Origin of the sequence: Schaalia sp. HMT-172, from assembly GCF_030644365.1 — a bacterium.
Lineage (GTDB): Bacteria > Actinomycetota > Actinomycetes > Actinomycetales > Actinomycetaceae > Pauljensenia.
In genome coordinates, this window is record NZ_CP130058.1 from 1,272,418 (window position 1) to 1,290,504 (window position 18,087).

Annotated in this window: 21 protein-coding genes and 1 tRNA gene; 19 read left to right on the plus strand and 3 right to left on the minus strand. The window is 67.6% G+C overall.

Annotation, left to right across the window (positions count from 1 at the left end; genetic code table 11):
- The first annotated feature begins 74 nt into the window (after positions 1-74).
- The 6 genes from QU663_RS05320 to QU663_RS05345 all read left to right on the plus strand — a co-directional run bounded on the left by QU663_RS05320 (position 75) and on the right by QU663_RS05345 (position 3,467).
- Positions 75-563 (plus strand): MarR family winged helix-turn-helix transcriptional regulator, encoded by a 489-nt coding sequence (locus QU663_RS05320; RefSeq protein WP_009057694.1) that lies wholly within the window; start codon positions 75-77, stop codon positions 561-563.
- A 78-nt stretch (positions 564-641) separates the two neighbouring features.
- Positions 642-728, plus strand: a tRNA-Leu gene (locus QU663_RS05325).
- Between the two features lie 59 nt (positions 729-787).
- Entirely contained in the window at positions 788-1,471 is a 684-nt protein-coding gene (locus QU663_RS05330; RefSeq protein WP_232210891.1) for a DsbA family protein, read from the plus strand.
- The gene (locus QU663_RS05335; RefSeq protein WP_021610606.1) at positions 1,468-1,983 is read left to right on the plus strand and encodes a nucleoside triphosphate pyrophosphohydrolase family protein; all 516 of its coding nucleotides are present in this window, start codon (positions 1,468-1,470) and stop codon (positions 1,981-1,983) included. Before QU663_RS05330 ends, QU663_RS05335 begins: the two co-directional genes overlap by 4 nt.
- Positions 1,984-2,054: 71 nt before the next feature.
- Positions 2,055-3,152, plus strand: coding sequence for an FAD-dependent oxidoreductase (locus QU663_RS05340; protein WP_021610605.1), 1,098 nt, complete (start codon positions 2,055-2,057; stop codon positions 3,150-3,152).
- Positions 3,153-3,185: 33 nt separating this feature from the next.
- Positions 3,186-3,467 (plus strand): hypothetical protein, encoded by a 282-nt coding sequence (locus tag QU663_RS05345; protein WP_021610604.1) that lies wholly within the window; start codon positions 3,186-3,188, stop codon positions 3,465-3,467.
- Positions 3,468-3,550: 83 nt separating this feature from the next.
- Here the strand turns inward: QU663_RS05345 and QU663_RS05350 are convergent, their stop codons facing one another.
- Complete coding sequence (locus tag QU663_RS05350; protein ID WP_034479962.1) at positions 3,551-4,483, minus strand: aldo/keto reductase; 933 nt, start codon at positions 4,481-4,483, stop codon at positions 3,551-3,553.
- Between the two features lie 5 nt (positions 4,484-4,488).
- The gene (locus tag QU663_RS05355; RefSeq protein WP_009057696.1) at positions 4,489-5,343 is read right to left on the minus strand and encodes a PD-(D/E)XK nuclease family protein; all 855 of its coding nucleotides are present in this window, start codon (positions 5,341-5,343) and stop codon (positions 4,489-4,491) included.
- A 79-nt stretch (positions 5,344-5,422) separates the two neighbouring features.
- On the opposite strand from QU663_RS05355, the gene QU663_RS05360 reads away from it, so the two are divergent.
- Genes QU663_RS05360 through nusB form a run of 12 tightly spaced genes read left to right on the plus strand, consistent with a single transcriptional unit; the run spans position 5,423 to position 16,760 of the window.
- The gene (locus tag QU663_RS05360) at positions 5,423-6,472 is read left to right on the plus strand and encodes a tRNA (adenine-N1)-methyltransferase (RefSeq protein ID WP_021610601.1); all 1,050 of its coding nucleotides are present in this window, start codon (positions 5,423-5,425) and stop codon (positions 6,470-6,472) included.
- Positions 6,465-8,009 (plus strand): proteasome ATPase, encoded by a 1,545-nt coding sequence (gene arc, locus QU663_RS05365; RefSeq protein ID WP_021610600.1) that lies wholly within the window; start codon positions 6,465-6,467, stop codon positions 8,007-8,009. The genes QU663_RS05360 and arc overlap by 8 nt, the downstream gene beginning before the upstream one ends.
- Positions 8,006-9,526 carry a depupylase/deamidase Dop gene (dop, locus tag QU663_RS05370; RefSeq protein ID WP_021610599.1) on the plus strand — a complete coding sequence of 507 codons (1,521 nt, stop codon included), beginning with the start codon at positions 8,006-8,008 and terminating at the stop codon, positions 9,524-9,526. Before arc ends, dop begins: the two co-directional genes overlap by 4 nt.
- 26 nt (positions 9,527-9,552) lie before the next feature.
- The gene (locus QU663_RS05375; protein ID WP_009057700.1) at positions 9,553-9,729 is read left to right on the plus strand and encodes a ubiquitin-like protein Pup; all 177 of its coding nucleotides are present in this window, start codon (positions 9,553-9,555) and stop codon (positions 9,727-9,729) included.
- Between the two features lies 1 nt (position 9,730).
- Positions 9,731-11,116: a Pup--protein ligase gene (gene pafA / locus QU663_RS05380; protein ID WP_021610598.1), complete on the plus strand. Its 1,386-nt coding sequence runs from the start codon at positions 9,731-9,733 to the stop codon at positions 11,114-11,116.
- Positions 11,113-12,156, plus strand: a complete 1,044-nt coding sequence (locus QU663_RS05385; RefSeq protein WP_021610597.1) for an FKBP-type peptidyl-prolyl cis-trans isomerase — start codon at positions 11,113-11,115, stop codon at positions 12,154-12,156. The genes pafA and QU663_RS05385 overlap by 4 nt, the downstream gene beginning before the upstream one ends.
- 60 nt (positions 12,157-12,216) lie before the next feature.
- Positions 12,217-13,428: a chorismate synthase gene (aroC, locus tag QU663_RS05390; RefSeq protein WP_296492072.1), complete on the plus strand. Its 1,212-nt coding sequence runs from the start codon at positions 12,217-12,219 to the stop codon at positions 13,426-13,428.
- Positions 13,425-13,934: a shikimate kinase gene (locus QU663_RS05395; RefSeq protein ID WP_021612376.1), complete on the plus strand. Its 510-nt coding sequence runs from the start codon at positions 13,425-13,427 to the stop codon at positions 13,932-13,934. Before aroC ends, QU663_RS05395 begins: the two co-directional genes overlap by 4 nt.
- A complete protein-coding gene (aroB, locus tag QU663_RS05400; protein WP_021612375.1) occupies positions 13,931-15,013 on the plus strand; it encodes a 3-dehydroquinate synthase in 1,083 nt (360 codons plus the stop codon). The genes QU663_RS05395 and aroB overlap by 4 nt, the downstream gene beginning before the upstream one ends.
- Positions 15,010-15,534: a shikimate kinase gene (locus tag QU663_RS05405; protein ID WP_021612374.1), complete on the plus strand. Its 525-nt coding sequence runs from the start codon at positions 15,010-15,012 to the stop codon at positions 15,532-15,534. The genes aroB and QU663_RS05405 overlap by 4 nt, the downstream gene beginning before the upstream one ends.
- Positions 15,535-15,558: 24 nt before the next feature.
- Positions 15,559-16,122, plus strand: a complete 564-nt coding sequence (gene efp / locus QU663_RS05410; RefSeq protein ID WP_009055954.1) for an elongation factor P — start codon at positions 15,559-15,561, stop codon at positions 16,120-16,122.
- The gene (gene nusB / locus QU663_RS05415) at positions 16,122-16,760 is read left to right on the plus strand and encodes a transcription antitermination factor NusB (RefSeq protein WP_009055976.1); all 639 of its coding nucleotides are present in this window, start codon (positions 16,122-16,124) and stop codon (positions 16,758-16,760) included. Before efp ends, nusB begins: the two co-directional genes overlap by 1 nt.
- A 101-nt stretch (positions 16,761-16,861) precedes the next feature.
- On the opposite strand, the gene QU663_RS05420 is transcribed toward nusB, so the two are convergent.
- The gene (locus QU663_RS05420) at positions 16,862-17,158 is read right to left on the minus strand and encodes a DUF2249 domain-containing protein (RefSeq protein ID WP_050981220.1); all 297 of its coding nucleotides are present in this window, start codon (positions 17,156-17,158) and stop codon (positions 16,862-16,864) included.
- 364 nt (positions 17,159-17,522) lie between these two features.
- On the opposite strand from QU663_RS05420, the gene pyrR reads away from it, so the two are divergent.
- Positions 17,523-18,086, plus strand: a complete 564-nt coding sequence (gene pyrR / locus QU663_RS05425) for a bifunctional pyr operon transcriptional regulator/uracil phosphoribosyltransferase PyrR (RefSeq protein WP_034481826.1) — start codon at positions 17,523-17,525, stop codon at positions 18,084-18,086.
- Position 18,087: the final 1 nt, after the last annotated feature.

The following is an 18,087-nucleotide window of genomic DNA, read 5'->3' on the forward strand; positions in this document are numbered from 1 at the left end:
TGTTGGTGCTTTCTTAGTCACTATGCCCTATTATCCCGAGAGAAGCATCCGACACGACTACGCGAGAGGCAGACGTGGAATCACGAGCACGGCTCACCCCGATCGTTCAAGCCAATAGTGCGCGTGCGGCCGCGTGGAGAGTCTTCTTCGAGGCGTCCGGACGCCTGCAGGGGATCCTCGAGACGCGCCTGAAGCGCACCTACGGCGTCTCCATGCCGGACTACAACATCCTCCTGGCCCTGTGGGAGGCGCCCGGCCACCGCCTGCGCATGGGCGAGTTGGCCGACCGCGTCGTCTACTCGCCCTCGCGCGTCACCTACCTGGTGTCCAACCTGTCGCGCGATGGCTGGGTCGAGCGCATCCCCTCCAAGGTCGACCGACGCGGGTACGACGCTTGCCTGACCACCCAGGGCATTCAAACTGTGCTTGCTGCCACAGAACTGCATCAGCAGACGGTCAGCGAGTACCTCCTGGACGGCATGACGGACGAGGATATCGACGCAATTGCAAAGGTTTTCTCGACCCTGGACTCCCGCCTGAAGGCCGACACAGCCGATTCATAGTTTCGATTGGCGCAAGTCGACGCAATCGTGTTAGGCTTCTACTCGCTTGCGGATCGCAATGGTTCGCATCGCTCACCTGCGCGGGTGGCGGAATAGGCAGACGCGCTAGCTTGAGGTGCTAGTCCTCATTTTACGAGGGTGGGGGTTCAAGTCCCCCTCCGCGCACGAGATGCCCCGGGGCCGGAAGGCTCCGGGGTTTTCCATATCACCGAACAGGAGACACCGTGCGCATAGATATGTGGCTCGACACGTGCGACCCGTGGAGCTACCTGGGGCTACGCCACCTTCGCTCCGCCATGGATACCTTCGACCACGGCGACGAGATCGAGGTCTATCTGCACGCCTACCTGCTCGACCCCGACCTGGACGCGCCCATCGACAAGCCGCGCGTCGTCGCCCTCGTCGAATCCGGGGCGGCGACCCTGGAGGAGGTGCGCGAGGCCGACGAACGCATGCGCTCCCTTGGAGCCCGCGAGGGCGTTCGATTCGACTTCGACTCCCTCGTCATCGCCCCCACCTCCCGCGCCCACCGCGTCATCGCCGCCGCCCACGACGCCGACATCGACACCGACACGGTCGCTGGCCCCGACTCTCTCCATCTCAAGGTCGCCGAGGCCATCATGCGCTCGCACTTCGAGATGGGCCTGGACGTATCCCACCCCGAGGTGCTCATCGGATGCGCGCAGGACATCGGCATGCCCGGGCAGCTGGCAGCCCTCGCCATCGAGGACGAGGAGTGGGCATCGCGCGTCTACTCCGACTACCAGATGGCGATGCACATGGGCGTCACCTCCGTGCCCACCTACGTCTTGGATGCCCAGTTCCTCGTCGATGGACATCAGACCGTCACCGCTTTTTCCAATATCCTGGCCACCGCCTGGGACAACGCACGAAAGGATCACGCATGAGCGAGAAGGACACCACGGCCTCGTCGGTGACGACAGGCGCCCCCAGCCCGATGGAGCTGGTCCTCCAATTCCACCGCACCTACTCCACTCCCATCCGCCCCTTCGACGATCCCACGCTCGACTACGAGCGCGTCGGCATGCGCATGAGCCTGATCGCTGAGGAGTTCGCCGAGCTCATGGGCGCGGTCTACGGACCGCGCGCACGCGCGATCGTCGAGGCCGCCACCGCCGAGGCCGTCGCCGCTGACGACGGGACCCGCGACGTTATCGAGGCCGCCGACGCGCTGGCCGACCTCGTGTACGTCATCTACGGCATGGCCATCGAGTCGGGCATGGACCTCGATTCGGTCCTGGCCGAGGTGCAGGCCTCGAACTTGTCCAAGCTCATGCCCGACGGCTCCGTCAAGCTGCGCGAAGACGGCAAGGTGCTCAAGGGCCCCAACTTCTTCCAGCCCAATATCGCCCGCGGACTGGGGCTTGACACCAGTGCGACCAAGGCGGATGCGGACTAAAGTCCCTATCACGCGCATTCGAGGGCGCGAGGTGACACAATAGACGCGGTCCATTCAAAAGGAGGAATGTCATGGCACGCGTCGTAGTCATCGGCGGAGGATACGGAGGCGTCACCGTCGCCAAGGGGCTCGACCCCCTCGCGGAGGTCATCCTCATCGAGCAGAAGGACCAGTTCGTCCATCACGCGGCCGCCCTTCGCGCCGCCGTTGACACCGTGTGGGAACACGCCATCTTCATGCCCTACACGAACCTCCTGAGCCGCGGCCAGGTCGTGCGTGGAACCGTCTCCGCCGTCGATGGCACCACCGTCCACATCTTCGGGCACGACCCCATCGAAGCCGACTACATCGTCTTTGCCACCGGCTCGACCTACCCCTTCCCGGCCAAGTACTCCTCCTACCGCTCTTCCGTGGCCAAGGCCCGACTGGAACAGCTCCACGAGAACCTCTCGCGCGCCCGTTCCGTCATGATCGTCGGCGGCGGAACAGTCGGCATCGAGCTGACAGGCGAGCTCGCCAGCGCGTTCCCCGGACTGGACATAACGATCGTCGAGGCCACCGACCAAATCCTGGGCACCCCCGGATACACCGACGCGCTGCGCGACGAGATTAGTGAGCAGCTGGCCACCCTCGGTGTTCGCGTCGTCACCGGCTCCGAGCTGGCCTACCTGCCGCCACAGAACGTCGGAGACCTGGCCCACTTCATGGTCGAGACCAAGAACGGCGATGTCATTGAGGCCGACCTGTGGTTCCAGTGCTACGGCGCGCGCGCCAACACCGGGTTCCTGATCGGCAGCGAGTACGAGTCTGTCATGCACCCCGACGGCACGCTCCGCGTCGAGCCGACCATGCAGGTGGCGGGCCATTCCACCATCTACGCCGTCGGCGACCTGACCGATGTGCGCGAGTCCAAGCGCGCCGACGCCGCCCGCCAGCAGGCCCGCGTCGTCATCGCGAACATCACCGCGCAGATTGAGGGGGAGGCTCCTGACGCCCACTACGTTCCCACCAAGGAATGGGTCATTCTGCCGCTGGGCCCGAACATGGGCGCCTCGCAGCTGCTGGATTCCGATGGGCAGACGCGCATCCTGGGCGCCGAGCAGACGGCAGAGATCAAGGGAACGGACCTCATGGTGTCCGTTATCCGTTCGCAGCTCAACCTGCCCTGAAAAAGTGCGCGTTCTCACGGTAGACTAAGTGCCATGACCCGAGATGCCCGCCGCGCGCTGACGCGCCTGCTCAATGCATTCGAGAACCACTTCGACATCGCACGCGATGGAGACGAGGCCGACGACGCCGCGCTCGAAGCCGCCGAGCTGGCGCTGCGCGACGCCTTCTTCACCTACGACGACATTCTCTTCACCCAGCTGGGCGTCGAGCTCCCCTTCGATATCCTCGACGATAGCGACGACGAGGACGACTACGACGATGAGGAAGAGGACGAAGACGACGGGGACGACGACTTCATTGAAGTCGACGACTGATCTGCGCCTCTCAGTCCATTCGTGACGTGAAGGGTCCGAACCTGATGGTTCGGACCCTTCACGGGTTTCGGCGCTCAACTACTCTACTGGGCGACCTCAGCCAGAACCTGGCGGATCGGGTCGGGCAGCGGCTCCGTGTACTCCAAGAGTGTGTCAAGCTGGCGCACGGTGCGTGGGCCAACGAGAGCGGAGCTGACACCCGGGTAGTCGCGCACCCACGCCAGCGCCACGTCCGCAGTCGAGCGGTCCAAGCCGGAGGCTGCACGATGCGCCGCCTCGATGACCCCGCGGGCAAAGCCCGACAGGTACGGCTCTACCATGTGGCGCAGATGCGGGGACGCGGCGCGCGAGTCGGCGGGAGTGGAATGACGGTACTTCCCCGTCAACGCGCCCCCCGCCAGCGCGGAAGCCGCCACCACACCTACCCCGCGGCTGGCGAGCTCGGCCACCGTGCCCGCATGCGAGGCGTCCGCCAGCGAGAAAGGAAGCTCGACGAGCGTGATCGGAGCACTGACACCCACGGCGCCGCGTGTCACGGCCTCGGCGAGCTGCCAGTGCGACGAACGCGACAGGCCCACGTAGCGCGCACGCCCGCTGCGGTAGGCGAGGGTCGCCGCCTCCAGCGTTTCCTCCAGGGGAACCTCAGGGCGCGGCTCAACCAGCCAGACATCGACGTAATCCGTGTCCAGTCGCGCCAGCGCATCGTCCAGGCTCCGCAGCAAATCTCCACGACCCGCCGCGCCCACCCAGGCGCCCTCCGAAGCACGACGCATCCCGCCGCGCCACGCAAGAACCACGCGGTGCCTGCCCACCGACGCCACGGCCTCGGACACAACATCCACAGCCATCCCGTCGCCGTGAGAGGGAGAGCACTCGAGGAGGGAACCACCCGCGTCGACGAAATGCGTGAGCATCTCGAGAGCCTCGGGCGCGTCAGTGTCGCGCCCCCACGTGAGGGTCCCCAAACCGATCGGGGACAGGAAAAGGCCGCTGCGTCCGCATTGCTCCGAGTTCATGAACACTAGCCTAGCCGAGTCCGAGCCAACCACCGCGCATGCTCCTTCGGCATCGGGGGAGTGGTGCCCCCAAAGACCGGGCACAGGGAACGCACGCCGCACCAGTTGCACAGCGGGTTCTTGCGCGCAGCGAAAGAATCGTTCTCAATATCGGACTCGATGCGCGCCCACAGCTGATCGATATGTCGCTCGAAGGCACGAATATCGTCGGCCACCGGATCGAACGTGATCACCTGCCCGGCACGCAGATACACCAGCTGCATGCGCGCCGGCAGCCTCCTCGTTCGCGCCAGAAGCAGCGCGTAGAAACGCATCTGGTACAGGGCCTCGTCCACATAGCGCGGACCGGGAGCCTTGCCCGTCTTATAGTCGACGACGCGCAGGCGCCCGTCCGGGGCCGCATCGATGCGGTCGATGAAGCCGAGCAGGCGCACGCCGCCCGCAGTCGTCGTCGTCACGCGCTCCTCGCGCGCGGCTGGCGCGATCCAGCGCGGCTGCTCGATGGCGAAGTAACCGTCGATCACCCCGCGCGCCTCCTCGAGCCAGGCGTCGCGATCCGCCTCGTCGGCAAACAGCCGAGCAATCGCAGGCGCCTTGTCAACCGCCGCCTCGTAGGCGGGGCCCACCTGCGCGCGAGCGGCCTCGGGCGTGCGCTGCTCGGGCGGGAGCGCGAACAGATCCTCAAGGACCGCGTGGACGATGGTGCCCAGCGCCTTCGCCCGGGTCTCGGGCTCGCGGTACCCGTCCAGGACGTGGAGCCGATACTGCAGGGGGCAGCGCTCGTATTCCTTCGCGCGCGAGGCCGACAGGGCGGGGTCCCACGTGCGCGGGCCGGGGGAGGGGGCAATGAGGTCTGTCATGAATACCACGCTAACCCCCGCCGCCCCCATCTGCGTCCTGGCAGGGGCCAGACAGGCCCGAAGCGCTATTCTTTACGTAATGACTATTCAACGTAATAATTCCGAAACAGCCACTGATTATGGCCAACCCACCCGCCGAGGCCCCCTCGCCGAGGGCGACCGCGTCCAGGTCCGCGACCCGAAGGGGCGCTTCCACCAGGTGATCCTGGTCCGTGGCGGACGCTTCCAGTCCAACCGCGGCGGATTCAACCACAACGACGTCATCGGCCGCCCCGACGGCCAGGTCATCATCACCGACGAGGGCCGTCAGTTCCAGATTCTGCGCCCCCTCCAGGTCGACTACGTCATGTCGATGCCTCGCGGAGCCGCCGTCGTCTACCCCAAGGATGCCGGCGTCATCACCCACATGGGCGACATCTTCCCGGGCGCCACGGTCGTCGAGGCCGGGGCCGGGTCGGGTGCCCTGTCAATGGCGCTCCTGGACGCCGTCGGCCCGCAGGGGCGCCTGATCTCCGTGGAGCGTCGCCAAGACTTTGCCGACATCGCCGCGGCGAACGTGGACCTGTGGTTCGGACGCCGTCACCCCGCGTGGGACCTGCGCGTCGGCGACGTCGACGCGGTGCTGTGGTCAGCCGAGCAGGGCAGCGTGGACCGCGTGGTCCTCGATATGCTTGCCCCCTGGGAGAACATCGAGGCGATCACGCACGCGCTCATTCCCGGCGGCGTGCTGGTCTGCTACGTGGCGACGGTGACCCAGATGTCGCGCCTCGTCGAGGACCTGCGCTCCTCGCAGCGCTTCACCGATCCCGTCGCATGGGAGGACATGCGCCGCGAGTGGCATCTTGACGGCCTGGCCGTGCGCCCCGAGCACCGCATGGTCGCGCACACCGGATTCCTCGTCGTCACCCGACTGCTTGCCCCCGGCGTCACGCCGCAGGAGCGTTCGACCCGCCCCGCTAAGGCAGCGGAGGGCCAAGGCGGCGCCTGGGACGACGAGGCGGACTGGTCCTTGGAGAAAGTCGGCCAGCGCGTGAACTCTGAGAAGAAGGTCCGTAAGGTGCGCCGCGACGTCGTCGCACAGGCCGACACGTGGGCCAGCGAGGGACGCGAGGCACAGACCGATGAATGACGCCGACCAGCGCCTCTCGCTCGAACGGCGCATCGTCTCGCTGGAGGAGAAGAACGGGCGCCTCACGAGCGCTCTGACGGCCGCCCGCACGGAGCTGATCCGCCTTCAGGGCGAGTTGGCTGACGTGTCACGCCCGCCGCAGACGCTCGCGACCTTCGTGCGAGCCTTCCCGGCGGCGCGCCAGATCGAGGTCGTGACGGGCGGCAAGCGCATGCGCGTGGCGGTCTCGCCCAAGCTTGACGTCACCGACCTGTCCTACGGGCAGTGGGTACGCCTGGACGACACGATGATCGCGGTCGCCGCGGACGACTTCGCGCGCAGCGGGCAGGTCGTCTCCGTCCTGGAGCTCGTGGGCCCCGACCGCGTGCTCGTCGCCGCCGAGGGCGGCGCAGAGACTCTCTTGGAGCTCGCCGGGCCGCTGCGTCACGGCAACCTGCGCCCCGGGGATTCCCTCGTCGTGGACGCACGCTCGGGTATCGCGCTCGAGCGCATCGTGCGCGAGGACGTTGAGCAGCTCCTCACCCCCGAGGTGCCCGACGTGACCTACGGGGACATCGGAGGCCTCGACGCGCAGATCGCTCAGGTGCGCGACTCCATCGAGATGCCGTTTAATCACCCCGAGCTTTACCGTCAGTTCGGCCTGCGCCCGCCCAAGGGCATCCTGTTGTACGGACCGCCTGGGTCGGGCAAGACCCTCATCGCCAAGGCGGTCGCGAACTCCCTGTCCCGGCGCGGCGGGGCCTCGACGTTCTTCCTGTCGATCAAGGGCCCGGAGCTCCTCAACAAGTTCGTGGGCGAGACCGAGCGACAGATTCGCGCGATCTTCGCCCGCGCGCGCACGCTCGCGGCCGGAGACACCCCCGTCGTCATCTTCTTCGACGAGATGGAGGCGCTGTTCCGCACGCGCGGCACGGGCGTGTCCTCCGACGTGGAGACGATGATCGTCCCGCAGCTGTTGGCCGAGATGGACGGCGTCGAGTCCCTCGACAACGTCGTCATCATCGGCGCCTCCAACCGCGCGGACATGATCGACCCCGCCGTCCTGCGCCCCGGGCGCCTGGACGTGCGCATCCGGGTGGATCGCCCCGACCGCGCGGGCGCCCTCGACATCTTCTCCAAGTACCTGACCCCTCGGGTCCCGATCCACGCCTCCGAAGTCGCCCGCTTCGGCGGCCTCGATGAGGCCGTGGCGGGGATGATCGAACGCGCCGTGGACGCGCTGTACACCCGCGATGAGACGACCGCTTTGTTCCTCGCGACGCTCGTGAGCGGCGAACACAAGCGCATCTACCTGGCCGACCTCGTCTCCGGCGCACTCATCGCGGGGATCGTGGAGCGCGCGAAGAAGTACGCGATCAAGGATGCCCTGAGCGGCAAGGCCGCGGGGCTCACGATGGGTCACCTGCTGCGCGGCGTGCACGAGGAAATGAACGAGTCGCTGGAGCTGGCAGCGACGTCCTCGCCGGAGGACTGGGCTCGCACGAGCGGGCTCGCGCCCGAGATCGTCAGCGTCAAGCCGATTGGAGTGGTGAAATGAGCAGCGAACGCATCATCGGGACCGAAACCGAGTACGGCGTCTACCGCCCGGGCGACGCCTGGGCGAACCCGATCGCCCTGTCCACCCGCGTCGTCTCCGCCTACGGGGAGATCTCGCGCGCCGGGACTGCGGCCGAGGGGGCGGGTGTCGTGCGCTGGGACTACACGGGCGAGGATCCGCTCAATGACCTGCGCGGCATGCGCATGTCGCGCGCGGCAGTCGACCCGTCGCTCCTCACGGACGATCCGTACCACCTCGCGCCGTCGGGCGGCTCCGAGCGCGTCGCACGCCCCACGGCCGAGGAGCTTGCCTTGCCGGCAGCGACGACCGCTGTGCTCACCAACGGCGCGCGCCTGTACGTCGACCACGCCCACCCCGAATACTCCGCGCCCGAAACCCTGGGTGCGCGCGACGCCCTCCTGTGGGATCGAGCGGGCGAGGTGATCGCCAGGCGCGTCATGGAGCGCCTGGAGGCACTGGGCGAAGAGCCCATCGTTCTCGTCAAAAACAACACCGACGGCAAGGGCGCGGCCTACGGCACCCACGAGAACTACCAGATGCCACGCATCACCGACCTGGACACAATCGTGCGCGGCCTGACCCCCTTTATGGTCACCCGCCCCGTCATCTGTGGCGCGGGCCGCGTCGGACGCGGGCAAAAGAGCGAGGTCCCCGGCTTCCAGATGTCTCAGCGCGCGGACTTCGTCGAAAACGAGGTCGGACTCGAGACGACCTTCAACCGCCCGATCATCAATACGCGCGACGAGCCCCACGCCAACCCCGCACAGTTCCGCCGCCTGCACGTGATCGGCGGAGACGGCAACATGTTCGACGTGTCCGCCTTCCTGCGTTTCGGCACAACCTCCCTGGTGCTGTGGGCCATCGAGCAGGGCACCGACCTGCGCTGGGACTCCATCGTCATGGACGATCCCGTGCAGGAGACGTGGAATGTCTCCCACCACCCGGACCTCGACTATAAGATCGGCACGGCCGGCGGCTCCTACACGGCCGCCGAACTCCAGCAGGTCTACCTCGACCTCGTCCTGGACACCTTCAAGGAGACCGGAACCACGCCGACGGCGGCGGACCAGGAGATCCTCAGGCTGTGGCAGTCCGTCCTCGACCGCATGCGCACCGACCTCTTCTCGGTGGCAGCCCAGGTCGAGTGGGTCGGCAAGTACCAGCTGGTCAAGCGCCAGAAGGAACGGGCGGGACTGGACTGGAACGACCCGCGCCTGGCCGCCATCGACTTGCAGTGGGCGGACCTGCGCCCCAGCCACGGCCTCGTGTTCCGCCTCGCCCAGGCCGGCATGGTGCACCGCCTCGTGTCCGACGAGGAGGTCGAGCGCGCCGCCGACGAGGCACCGACCAACACGCGCGCCCACGTGCGCGGATGGGCCGTGCGCAACCGCCCGGACCTGGTCAAGGCCTCGTGGTCGTCGCTCGTTTTCGACCCGGGCCAGGGCGACCTGGTGCGATTCCCGCTCGCCGACGCCCTCGACACGTCCACCCGCTGATACGACGACAGAAAGAAGAACACACCATGTCGAACCAGATTTTTGCCGGCACCCCTACGCCCGACGACGACGCCACCGAGGCGGCGGGTCAGGTCCAGGCCCGTACCTCCTCGATTGACTCCCTCCTCGACGAGATCGACTCCGTCCTCGAAACGAACGCCGAGGCCTTCGTGCAGGGCTTCGTCCAGAAGGGCGGCCAGTGACGTGAGGCGGAGAGTTTTCGGCATCGAAACGGAGTACGGGCTGACGGCCGCGTCCCCGTCCGGAGCGGCGCCGATGGACGCCGAGCACGCCGCTCGCCAGCTGTTCGAGCCCCTCCTGCACCAGGGCCGTTCCTCCAACCTATTCCTGCGTAACGGCGGTCGACTCTACCTGGACGTGGGCGCCCACCCCGAGTACGCCACCGCCGAGTGCGACCGGCTCGAGGATCTCCTCGAGCAGGACCGCGCCGGTTCCGTCATGCTCGCCGACCTGGCCGTTTCTGCCGACGAGGCGTTGGCGGAGCTGGGCACCGACCTGTCGCTGCACCTCTTCCGCAACAACCTGGACTCGCAGGGCAACTCGTATGGCTGCCACGAGAACTACCTGCTGCACCGCAGGCGCGACTTCCGCCAGGTCGCCGACGCGCTCGTCGCCTTCTTCGTGACCCGCCAGATCCTGGTGGGTAACGGGTGGATCAACACGGGAGCCGCGACGCCGCGCCTGCAGTTCTCCCAACGCGCCGACCAGATGTGGGACGCCGTGTCCTCGGCCACTACCCGCTCGCGCCCCATCATCAACACGCGCGACGAGGCCTTGGCCGACTCGGGCGCGTACCGGCGCATGCACGTCATCGTCGGCGATACGAACGTCGCGGAGCCGACGACGGCGCTGAAGGTCGGCATGACCGAGCTTCTCATCCACGCCATCGAGGACGGGCTCCAGATCGAAGACCTCTCTCTCGCCGATCCGATGCGGGCCATTCGAGAAATCAACGCCGACTTGACCGGCTCCACCCCGATCGAGCTGGCCTCGGGCCGCACGACGAGCGCCGTGGTCCTCCAGCGCGAAATCCGCGAACGTGTCCTCGCGCGAATCGGCGTCGCCGAGCTCGACCCGATGCGTGCCTACGTCGTCGACCTGTGGGGCCGAGGCCTCGACGCCATCGCGAGCGGCGACTGGAGCGGGGTCGACACCGAACTCGACGTCGCCATCAAGCGCTCGCTGCTGGAGTCCTACTGCGCGCGCACCGGCGCTGCCCTGAGCGACCCGCGAGTAGCCCGCCTCGAGCTGTCCTATTCGGACATCACGGCGCAGGGCCTGCGCGAGCGCATGGAGCGCGCCGGCCTCATGCGACGCCTCACGACGCCGGAGGGGGTGGCCCGCGCCACCACCGTGGCGCCGGCTACGACGCGCGCGTGCCTACGTGGTCGCATCATCGCGGCAGCGGAGGACGCGCGCGCCGACCTCAGCGTCGACTGGGTGCACGTGCGCCTCGACGATTCCTCGGCCATTCCGCTCTCCCTGCAGGATCCACTGGCCACCTCGGACCCGCGCGTCGATGGACTCATCGCGCAGATCACCGCGTCGTCTCCTACGATTCCGGCATGAGCTCAGCTTCGCAGACCCCCGACTCCTCGCGTGCCCGACGCGCGAAAGGCTCCTCGCAGCGCGCTGCCGCGAGAGGTGAGCGCTCGCGCGGCTCCTCGCGTGCTTCGCTGCTCGGACGCCTCCTCCTCGCCCTGGTCCTCCTCGCGGCGGGAGGCGGCATCGCCTGGTGGGCTCTCCACCCGGCCGAGCCGAGCGCGACGGAGGTAACGGCCGAGCCGAGCCCGCAGTCGGCGCCGCTTCCCCTCTTCGAGCGCGTCGCCGTCTCGGGCCGCGTCGGCGCGACGCCGACGATCGAGATCAAGGCCCCTCTCGAAGTCACGGGAACGAAGGCGACCACCCTCGTCGAGGGCAGCGGGCGTGACATCACCGAGGGCTCTCCCGTACTGGTCGCGATCACCGCCTTCGACGGCGAGACCGGGCAGACCCTGTCGGAGTCGGGGCGCCCGCAGCTGAGCCTGGGCATCGTGGGAAGCGACGTCATCGGCGACGAGCTGACCTCCATGGTCGTGGGCCAGCGTGAGGGCACGCGCATTGTCGCCTTCCGCACGATCGCGCCGGGTGCCGGCGCTCCGGGAGCCACCAGCGGCATTGAGGTCGACGTCATCGACATCCTGCCTTCGATCGCCATGGGGACTGCGGTGGATGCCACGGTCGGCCCCCTGAGCGTCGAAATGAGCCCGGAGGGCCCGATCATCACGCATTCGACCACCGTTCCCGACGGGGTCACGACGCAGGCCCTCATTAAAGGCGACGGCGTACAGGTCCACGAGAGCGATCGGGTGGTCGCCCAGTTCACGGTGCTCGGCTGGACGGACGGCGTCGTGCGCGTCTCCACCTGGGAGACGGGCGTCCCGCAGGTCATCAACCTCAGCACGGCCATGCGTGGCCTCCAGACCGCGCTGGTCGATCAGAAGGTCGGGTCGCGCCTGGCGATCACGATCCCGCCGGACCTGGCGGCCGGCGACGATACGCTGTGCATCGTCATCGATATTCTCGGCACCGAACCGAGCCTGAGCGGCGACGAATCATCCCAGTCCTGAGCGTTCACCCCGTGAGAGACGGCGGGCGTCGGCGGGCGGCCTTGTGGGACACTGGGAGGCATGCTGAGTTGGATGACCGCCGGAGAATCGCACGGGCCCGCACTGCTTGCCACGATCGAGGGGATTCCCTCCGGCCTGCACATCACCACGGAGGATCTGCGCCGCGCCCTTGCTCGGCGCCGCCTCGGCTATGGGCGCGGCGCGCGCCAGAAGTTTGAGGCCGACGACGTCTCGATTCTTGCGGGCGTTCGCCACGGCGTGACGACGGGCGCCCCGATCGCCCTGCGCATCGGTAACTCCGAGTGGCCCAAGTGGGAGACCGTCATGAGCGCGGACCCCGTGGATCCCTCGGCTCTTCTCATTGATGCCGGTACCGGGGACGAGCGCGAGATCGCGCGGAACCGCCCGTTGACGAGGCCTCGCCCGGGGCACGCCGACCTGCCCGGCATGCTCTCCTACGATCTGCCCGAGGCTCGCCCCGTCCTCGAGCGCGCCTCCGCCCGCGAGACCGCCGCGCGCGTCGCCCTCGGCGCGCTGGCCGAGGCGCTCATCGACCAGGTCGCCGGCATCCGCCTCGTTTCCCACGTCGTGGCCGTGGGCGCCCAGCGCGCCACGTCCCAGGCCGTGCCCACGCCCGCTGACGAGGAAGCCCTGTGCGCCGCGTCCATGCGCACGCTCGACCCGGCCGACAACGCGCGATTCGAGGCGGCCGTGGACGACGCGAAGCACGCGGGGGACACCATCGGCGGCGTCGTCGAGGTCATCGCCTACGACGTTCCGGTGGGCCTGGGAACGCACGTGAGCGCGCGAGAACGCCTGGACGCCCGCCTGGCGGGCGCGCTCATGTCTATCCAGTCCGTCAAGGGCGTCGAGATCGGCGATGGGTTCGCCCAGGCCGCCCTGCTCGGTTCCGCCGCGCACGACGAGATCGTGCGCGGGGAGGACGGACATCTGACGCGCACGTCCAACCACGCGGGCGGAATTGAGGGCGGCACCTCCAACGGCGCTCCCATCGTGGCGCGCGCCGGCTTCAAGCCGATCTCGACCGTCCCTCGCGCCCTGCGCAGCGTGGATCTGGCCACCGGCGAGGAGGCGGTGGGCCTGCACCAGCGCTCCGACACCTGCCAGGTCGTTCCCGGCGCCGTCATCGCCGAGGCCGAGGTGGCCCTGGTGCTGGCCGACGCTCTCTTCGACCACGCGGGCGGGCGCTCGGTGGGCGAGATGCGCCGCAATCTGGCCGCCTACCTTCATGCCGTGGGTGAGCGCGCATGAGCGTCAACCTACCCATCGTGCTCGTCGGCCTACCCGGCGCCGGTAAGTCGAAGGTCGGTCGCCTGCTGGCCTCCCGCCTCGGCGTGGACCACGTGGACACCGACGATCTCGTCGAGGAGCGCCAGGGGCGACCGATCGCCGACATTTTCGCCGTCGATGGCGAGGCTGCCTTCCGCGTCATGGAAACCGATGCGGTCGCTTGCGCGCTCACGCGCAGCGCAGTCGTGTCTCTGGGTGGGGGAGCGGCGGCCACGCAGGCCGTGCGCGACCTGCTCGCTGGCCACACCGTCGTCTACATTGACGCTCCCCACGAGGAGCTCGTGCGCCGTACCGCGTCTAAGACCCATCGTCCTTTGCTCGCGACGGATCCCGACGGGGCGCTGCGGCGCCTGCGCGAGGCACGCGAGCCCCACTACCGCGCCGTCGCCACGCTGATCGTTTCCAGCGGTCCGGGCCCAGCCGACGGCGTCGTCACCGACATTCTCACCAACCTGGAGCACTCATGAGCACCACCATCGAGGTGACCGGCGTCCAGCCGTCGACCATCACCGTCGGACGCGATCTCGGTTTCGATCCGATCGTCGCCGCTCTCGACTCGGCGGCGACCAAGGCCCTCATCGTCCACGCCCGCCCGCTCGCCGCCCGCGCGCAGGCCCTGGCCGAGCATCTACGCAGCCTCGGGTACGAGGCCGCCACCGCCGACCATCCCGACGCCGAGGCCGGCAAGACCATCGACGTCGTGGCCGGCCTGTGGGACACGTGCGGGTGCCTGCAGCTGGGCCGCAAGGACGCGATCATCGCCATGGGCGGGGGAGTGACCACCGACATGGCGGGCTTCGTGGCCGCCACGTGGCTGCGCGGCGTGAGTCTCATCAACGTGCCGACTACGCTGCTCGGCATGGTCGACGCCGCCGTCGGCGGCAAAACCGGGATCAACACGTCGGTAGGCAAGAATCTCGTCGGCTCGTTCTACCCGGCCCGCGCCGTCGTCGCCGACATGAGCCTGTTGTCCTCGCTGCCGCGCGAAGACCTCGCCGCCGGGGCAGCCGAAGTCATCAAGTGCGGTTTCATCGCCGATCCGGACATCTTGCGCATCGTGGAGGAGACTGACCCTGATGCGCTCCTCGATCCCTCCAGCGAGCAGCTGGCCGAGATCACGACGCGCGCGGTCGCCGTCAAGGCCCGCGTCGTGTCGGCCGACCTGACCGAGGGAGGCCTGCGCGAGATTCTCAACTACGGGCACACCCTCGCCCACGCGATCGAGCGCGCGAACGACTACACGTGGCGCCACGGCGATGCGGTCGCCGTCGGCTGCTGCTTCGCGGCGCGCCTGGCCCAAGCCCGGGGGCAGCTCAGCGCCGAGGACGTTGCGCGCCACGACCAGCTCTTCTCCCGCGTAGGCCTGCCCACGCGCTACGAGGGAAGCACTCTGGAGGAGCTGACGCGCATCATGTTGTCAGATAAGAAGGTACGCCGCGGGATTCTGCGCTTCGTCCTGCTGGACGGGATCGCAAACCCGCGCACCGAGGCCGTCGAACCCGGCGAGCTCTGCGTCCCCGCCGAGGCGATCGGAATTCGCCCATGAGCATGATCGTCCTCATCGGAGTGACGGGCTCGGGCAAGACGACGGTCGGTTGGATCCTGTCTCAGCGCTACGCACTCCCGCTCTACGAGGTCGACGATGCCGTTGAGGAGAGCCTGGGCGCGCCAATGCGCACCCTCGTCGTCGGGCGCGACCCGCGCCTGCCCGAGGCCTCTCGCGCACAGGCCGCGCGCCTCTTAGACGCTAACGAGGGCATCGTCACGCTCGGCGCCTCGCAGCCGCTTGACTCCGCCACGGCCTCGGCAATTCAACGAGCACGTGCCAAGGGCGCGCATATCATCGAGCTCGGCGCGGACCTTTCCGCAGTATCTCGCCGAGAAAACCTGGGTGCACCACGCTCGGTGGGGCTTGGCGCACCCCGCGCGGTCCTCACCCAGCTGATGAACCAGGCCCGCGAGGCGTATGCGGCCGTGGCCGACACAACAGTCGATACGAGTGAGCGCACCCCGCAAGAAGTCGCGGATTTCGTCGCCGGCGCGTGTAAACTGACCCCTGATTACTGATTCCTTCACAAGTGAGGTACCCCTGTGGCAACGACAAATGATCTGAAGAACGGCCTCGTCATGGTGATCGACGGCCAGCTCTGGCAGGTTGTCGAATTCCAGCACGTCAAGCCCGGCAAGGGCCCGGCCTTCGTGCGCACCAAGATCAAGAACGTGCTGTCCGGCAAGACCGTCGACAAGACCTTCAACGCCGGCCTCAAGATCGAGACCGCGACCGTCGACCGCCGCGACATGACGTACCTGTACCAGGACGGCACCGACTATGTCTTCATGGACCAGTCCACCTACGAGCAGATCAACGTTCCCGCCGAGACCGTGGGCGATGCCCGCAACTTCATGGTCGAGAACCAGGACGTCATCGTCTCCCAGCACGACGGCACCGTCCTGTTCGTTGAGCTGCCCGCGACCGTCGTCCTGACGATCACGCACACCGAGCCCGGCCTACAGGGCGACCGTTCCTCCGCCGGCACCAAGCCCGCGACGCTCGAGACCGGCTACGAGATCCAGGTTCCCCTCTTCATGGAGGAAGGCACCCGCGTCAAGGTCGACACCCGCGACGGCTCGTACTCGGGCCGCGTGACCGAGTAATGTCGAAGCAGCACCGCTTCACGTCGCGCACGAAGGCCCGCAAGCGCGCGGCCGACGTCGTGTACGAGGCCGATCAGCGCGGGATGGGGTCTAACCCCGACGTGCTGCGCGACCTTCTGCGCGAGCGCCGCGTCATCACTGCGGCTCAGACTCCGCTCCCGGAGTTTTCGATTCAGATCATCGCCGGTGTGGCGGATAACCTGCGTCGCATCGACTCGTTGATCTCGGCGCACGCGCGCGTACCCGGGCTGGATCGTATCGCCGCCGTGGACCTGGCCGTCATGCGCGTGGCCGTGTGGGAGATGCTCGAGAACGACGAGGTGTCGCCGATCATCGTGATCGACGAGGCGATCTCTATCGTTCGCTCGATTTCGACGGATACATCGCCGTCCTTCGTCAATGCGGTCCTCGACGCGATTCGCAAGGATCTGGCCTCGCCAGCGTGGTCGCGCAGAGAGGGCCGCGAGGAGGAGTCTTCCGCTCTTTCCGAGGCCGAGGCGTCCCAGACGAGTCACGTGGACTCAGGTGAGGATCTGCCCGTTCAGGAGGCGCCCGCCAGGTCGCTTCCCGTCGGCGCGAAGCCGCTTGACGGTGCCAGCGTTGACGACGAGCTCGATGAGCTGCTCGAGGAATACTGAGCCGACGCCTCGACGACAATAGTGCATGGGTGTGGCCGCCATGATCGTTCGTGGCGGCCACACTTGTATGCGTCTGCGTTGTGATCCCTGGTCGGGCGCCCTCACAGGGAGACGCGCGTGGTGCGCACGTCCCAGTACTGCGGGCCATCGACGAGGACCTCGAAGGTCCATTCGCCGGGCAGCTGCATGATCTGCGCGAGCAGGGGGCGGGGCAGATGGGGGGCACGGATGATGAACGACTCACCGGCGTTCATCGACCCGGCCGCGCCGAGCACCGCCGCATGACGGAGCCGGTGGGGGATAGCGGTCGCATCGATCGTGGGCTCGTCGCCGTCGTGTCCTCCACACCCGCAGCCGCCGCCGTGGACCCCGGGCGTAGGCAGTTCTTCAATGGTCATTGCGTGATCATCCTGTCTGTCGACGTTGAATGGGTGCGCGTATTCGCACGGTACCAATTTTAACGGCTTCATCCCTTTCATTCGCTTCGTAGGTGACGGGCGCGCAATTTGCGTGATGCGTCGATACCCGGTAGGGGTATTCTTCTATACCCCTACCGGGTATATTCCTCGCAGCTTCATGCCCCGGCGTCCACCTCGGGGACATGCCCCACACCGCACCCAGCCCTCATCGCGCCGCCTCATATGCCCTCCCACGTGGCCTTTCACACGCGCCCGTGATCCGCGAGTGTCACACCAGGCGCGTACCATTGATCTGGAACACATCCTTTAATGACCGTCCCGTGAGGCGGGGAAGGAGCTCGCAGTGGGATCACTGCACGCTGATCGCGCATCGCGCGGCAAAGAAGTATTGGGAGCAGGCGACGTCGCCCGCTCTCTGACACGCATCGCCTACGAAATCATCGAGCGCAACGGTGGCAGTGACAGTCTCGTCATCGCCGGCATTCCGACTCGCGGAGCCACCCTCGCGCGCAGGCTTGTCAACAGGATTCGCGAAGTGTCCGGCACCTACGCGGACCTGGCGATCATCGACGCCACGATGTTCCGCGACGACCTGGCCAGCCAGCCGCTGCGTGCCCCCAAGGAAACGCTGATTCCAGTCACCGGCATCGATGGAAAGACAGTCGTCCTGGTGGACGACGTCCTGTACACGGGCCGCACGATTAAGGCCGCCCTCGATGCGCTCAGCCGCATCGGCCGACCCGCGGCCGTCCAGCTCGCCGTCCTGATCGACCGCGGCCACCGCGAGCTGCCGATCCGACCGGACTACGTCGGCAAGAACTTGCCGACATCGCGGGATGAAACAGTGACCATCCTGCTCGACGAAACCGATGGGCGCGACGGCGTCCTGCTAGGGAAGGGCCTGTAAG

Excerpts from the sequence above, each read along its gene's own strand:
- QU663_RS05335 (WP_021610606.1), top strand. The coding sequence starts at position 1,468 with ATGAGCGAGAAGGACACCACGGCCTCGTCGGTGACGACAGGCGCCCCC.
- QU663_RS05340 (WP_021610605.1), top strand. The coding sequence starts at position 2,055 with ATGGCACGCGTCGTAGTCATCGGCGGAGGATACGGAGGCGTCACCGTC.
- QU663_RS05345 (WP_021610604.1), top strand. The coding sequence starts at position 3,186 with ATGACCCGAGATGCCCGCCGCGCGCTGACGCGCCTGCTCAATGCATTC.
- QU663_RS05350 (WP_034479962.1), bottom strand. The coding sequence starts at position 4,483 with ATGAACTCGGAGCAATGCGGACGCAGCGGCCTTTTCCTGTCCCCGATC.
- QU663_RS05355 (WP_009057696.1), bottom strand. The coding sequence starts at position 5,343 with ATGACAGACCTCATTGCCCCCTCCCCCGGCCCGCGCACGTGGGACCCC.
- QU663_RS05360 (WP_021610601.1), top strand. The coding sequence starts at position 5,423 with ATGACTATTCAACGTAATAATTCCGAAACAGCCACTGATTATGGCCAA.
- arc (WP_021610600.1), top strand. The coding sequence starts at position 6,465 with ATGAATGACGCCGACCAGCGCCTCTCGCTCGAACGGCGCATCGTCTCG.
- dop (WP_021610599.1), top strand. The coding sequence starts at position 8,006 with ATGAGCAGCGAACGCATCATCGGGACCGAAACCGAGTACGGCGTCTAC.
- QU663_RS05375 (WP_009057700.1), top strand. The coding sequence starts at position 9,553 with ATGTCGAACCAGATTTTTGCCGGCACCCCTACGCCCGACGACGACGCC.
- QU663_RS05385 (WP_021610597.1), top strand. The coding sequence starts at position 11,113 with ATGAGCTCAGCTTCGCAGACCCCCGACTCCTCGCGTGCCCGACGCGCG.
- aroC (WP_296492072.1), top strand. The coding sequence starts at position 12,217 with ATGCTGAGTTGGATGACCGCCGGAGAATCGCACGGGCCCGCACTGCTT.
- QU663_RS05395 (WP_021612376.1), top strand. The coding sequence starts at position 13,425 with ATGAGCGTCAACCTACCCATCGTGCTCGTCGGCCTACCCGGCGCCGGT.
- aroB (WP_021612375.1), top strand. The coding sequence starts at position 13,931 with ATGAGCACCACCATCGAGGTGACCGGCGTCCAGCCGTCGACCATCACC.
- QU663_RS05405 (WP_021612374.1), top strand. The coding sequence starts at position 15,010 with ATGAGCATGATCGTCCTCATCGGAGTGACGGGCTCGGGCAAGACGACG.
- nusB (WP_009055976.1), top strand. The coding sequence starts at position 16,122 with ATGTCGAAGCAGCACCGCTTCACGTCGCGCACGAAGGCCCGCAAGCGC.
- QU663_RS05420 (WP_050981220.1), bottom strand. The coding sequence starts at position 17,158 with ATGACCATTGAAGAACTGCCTACGCCCGGGGTCCACGGCGGCGGCTGC.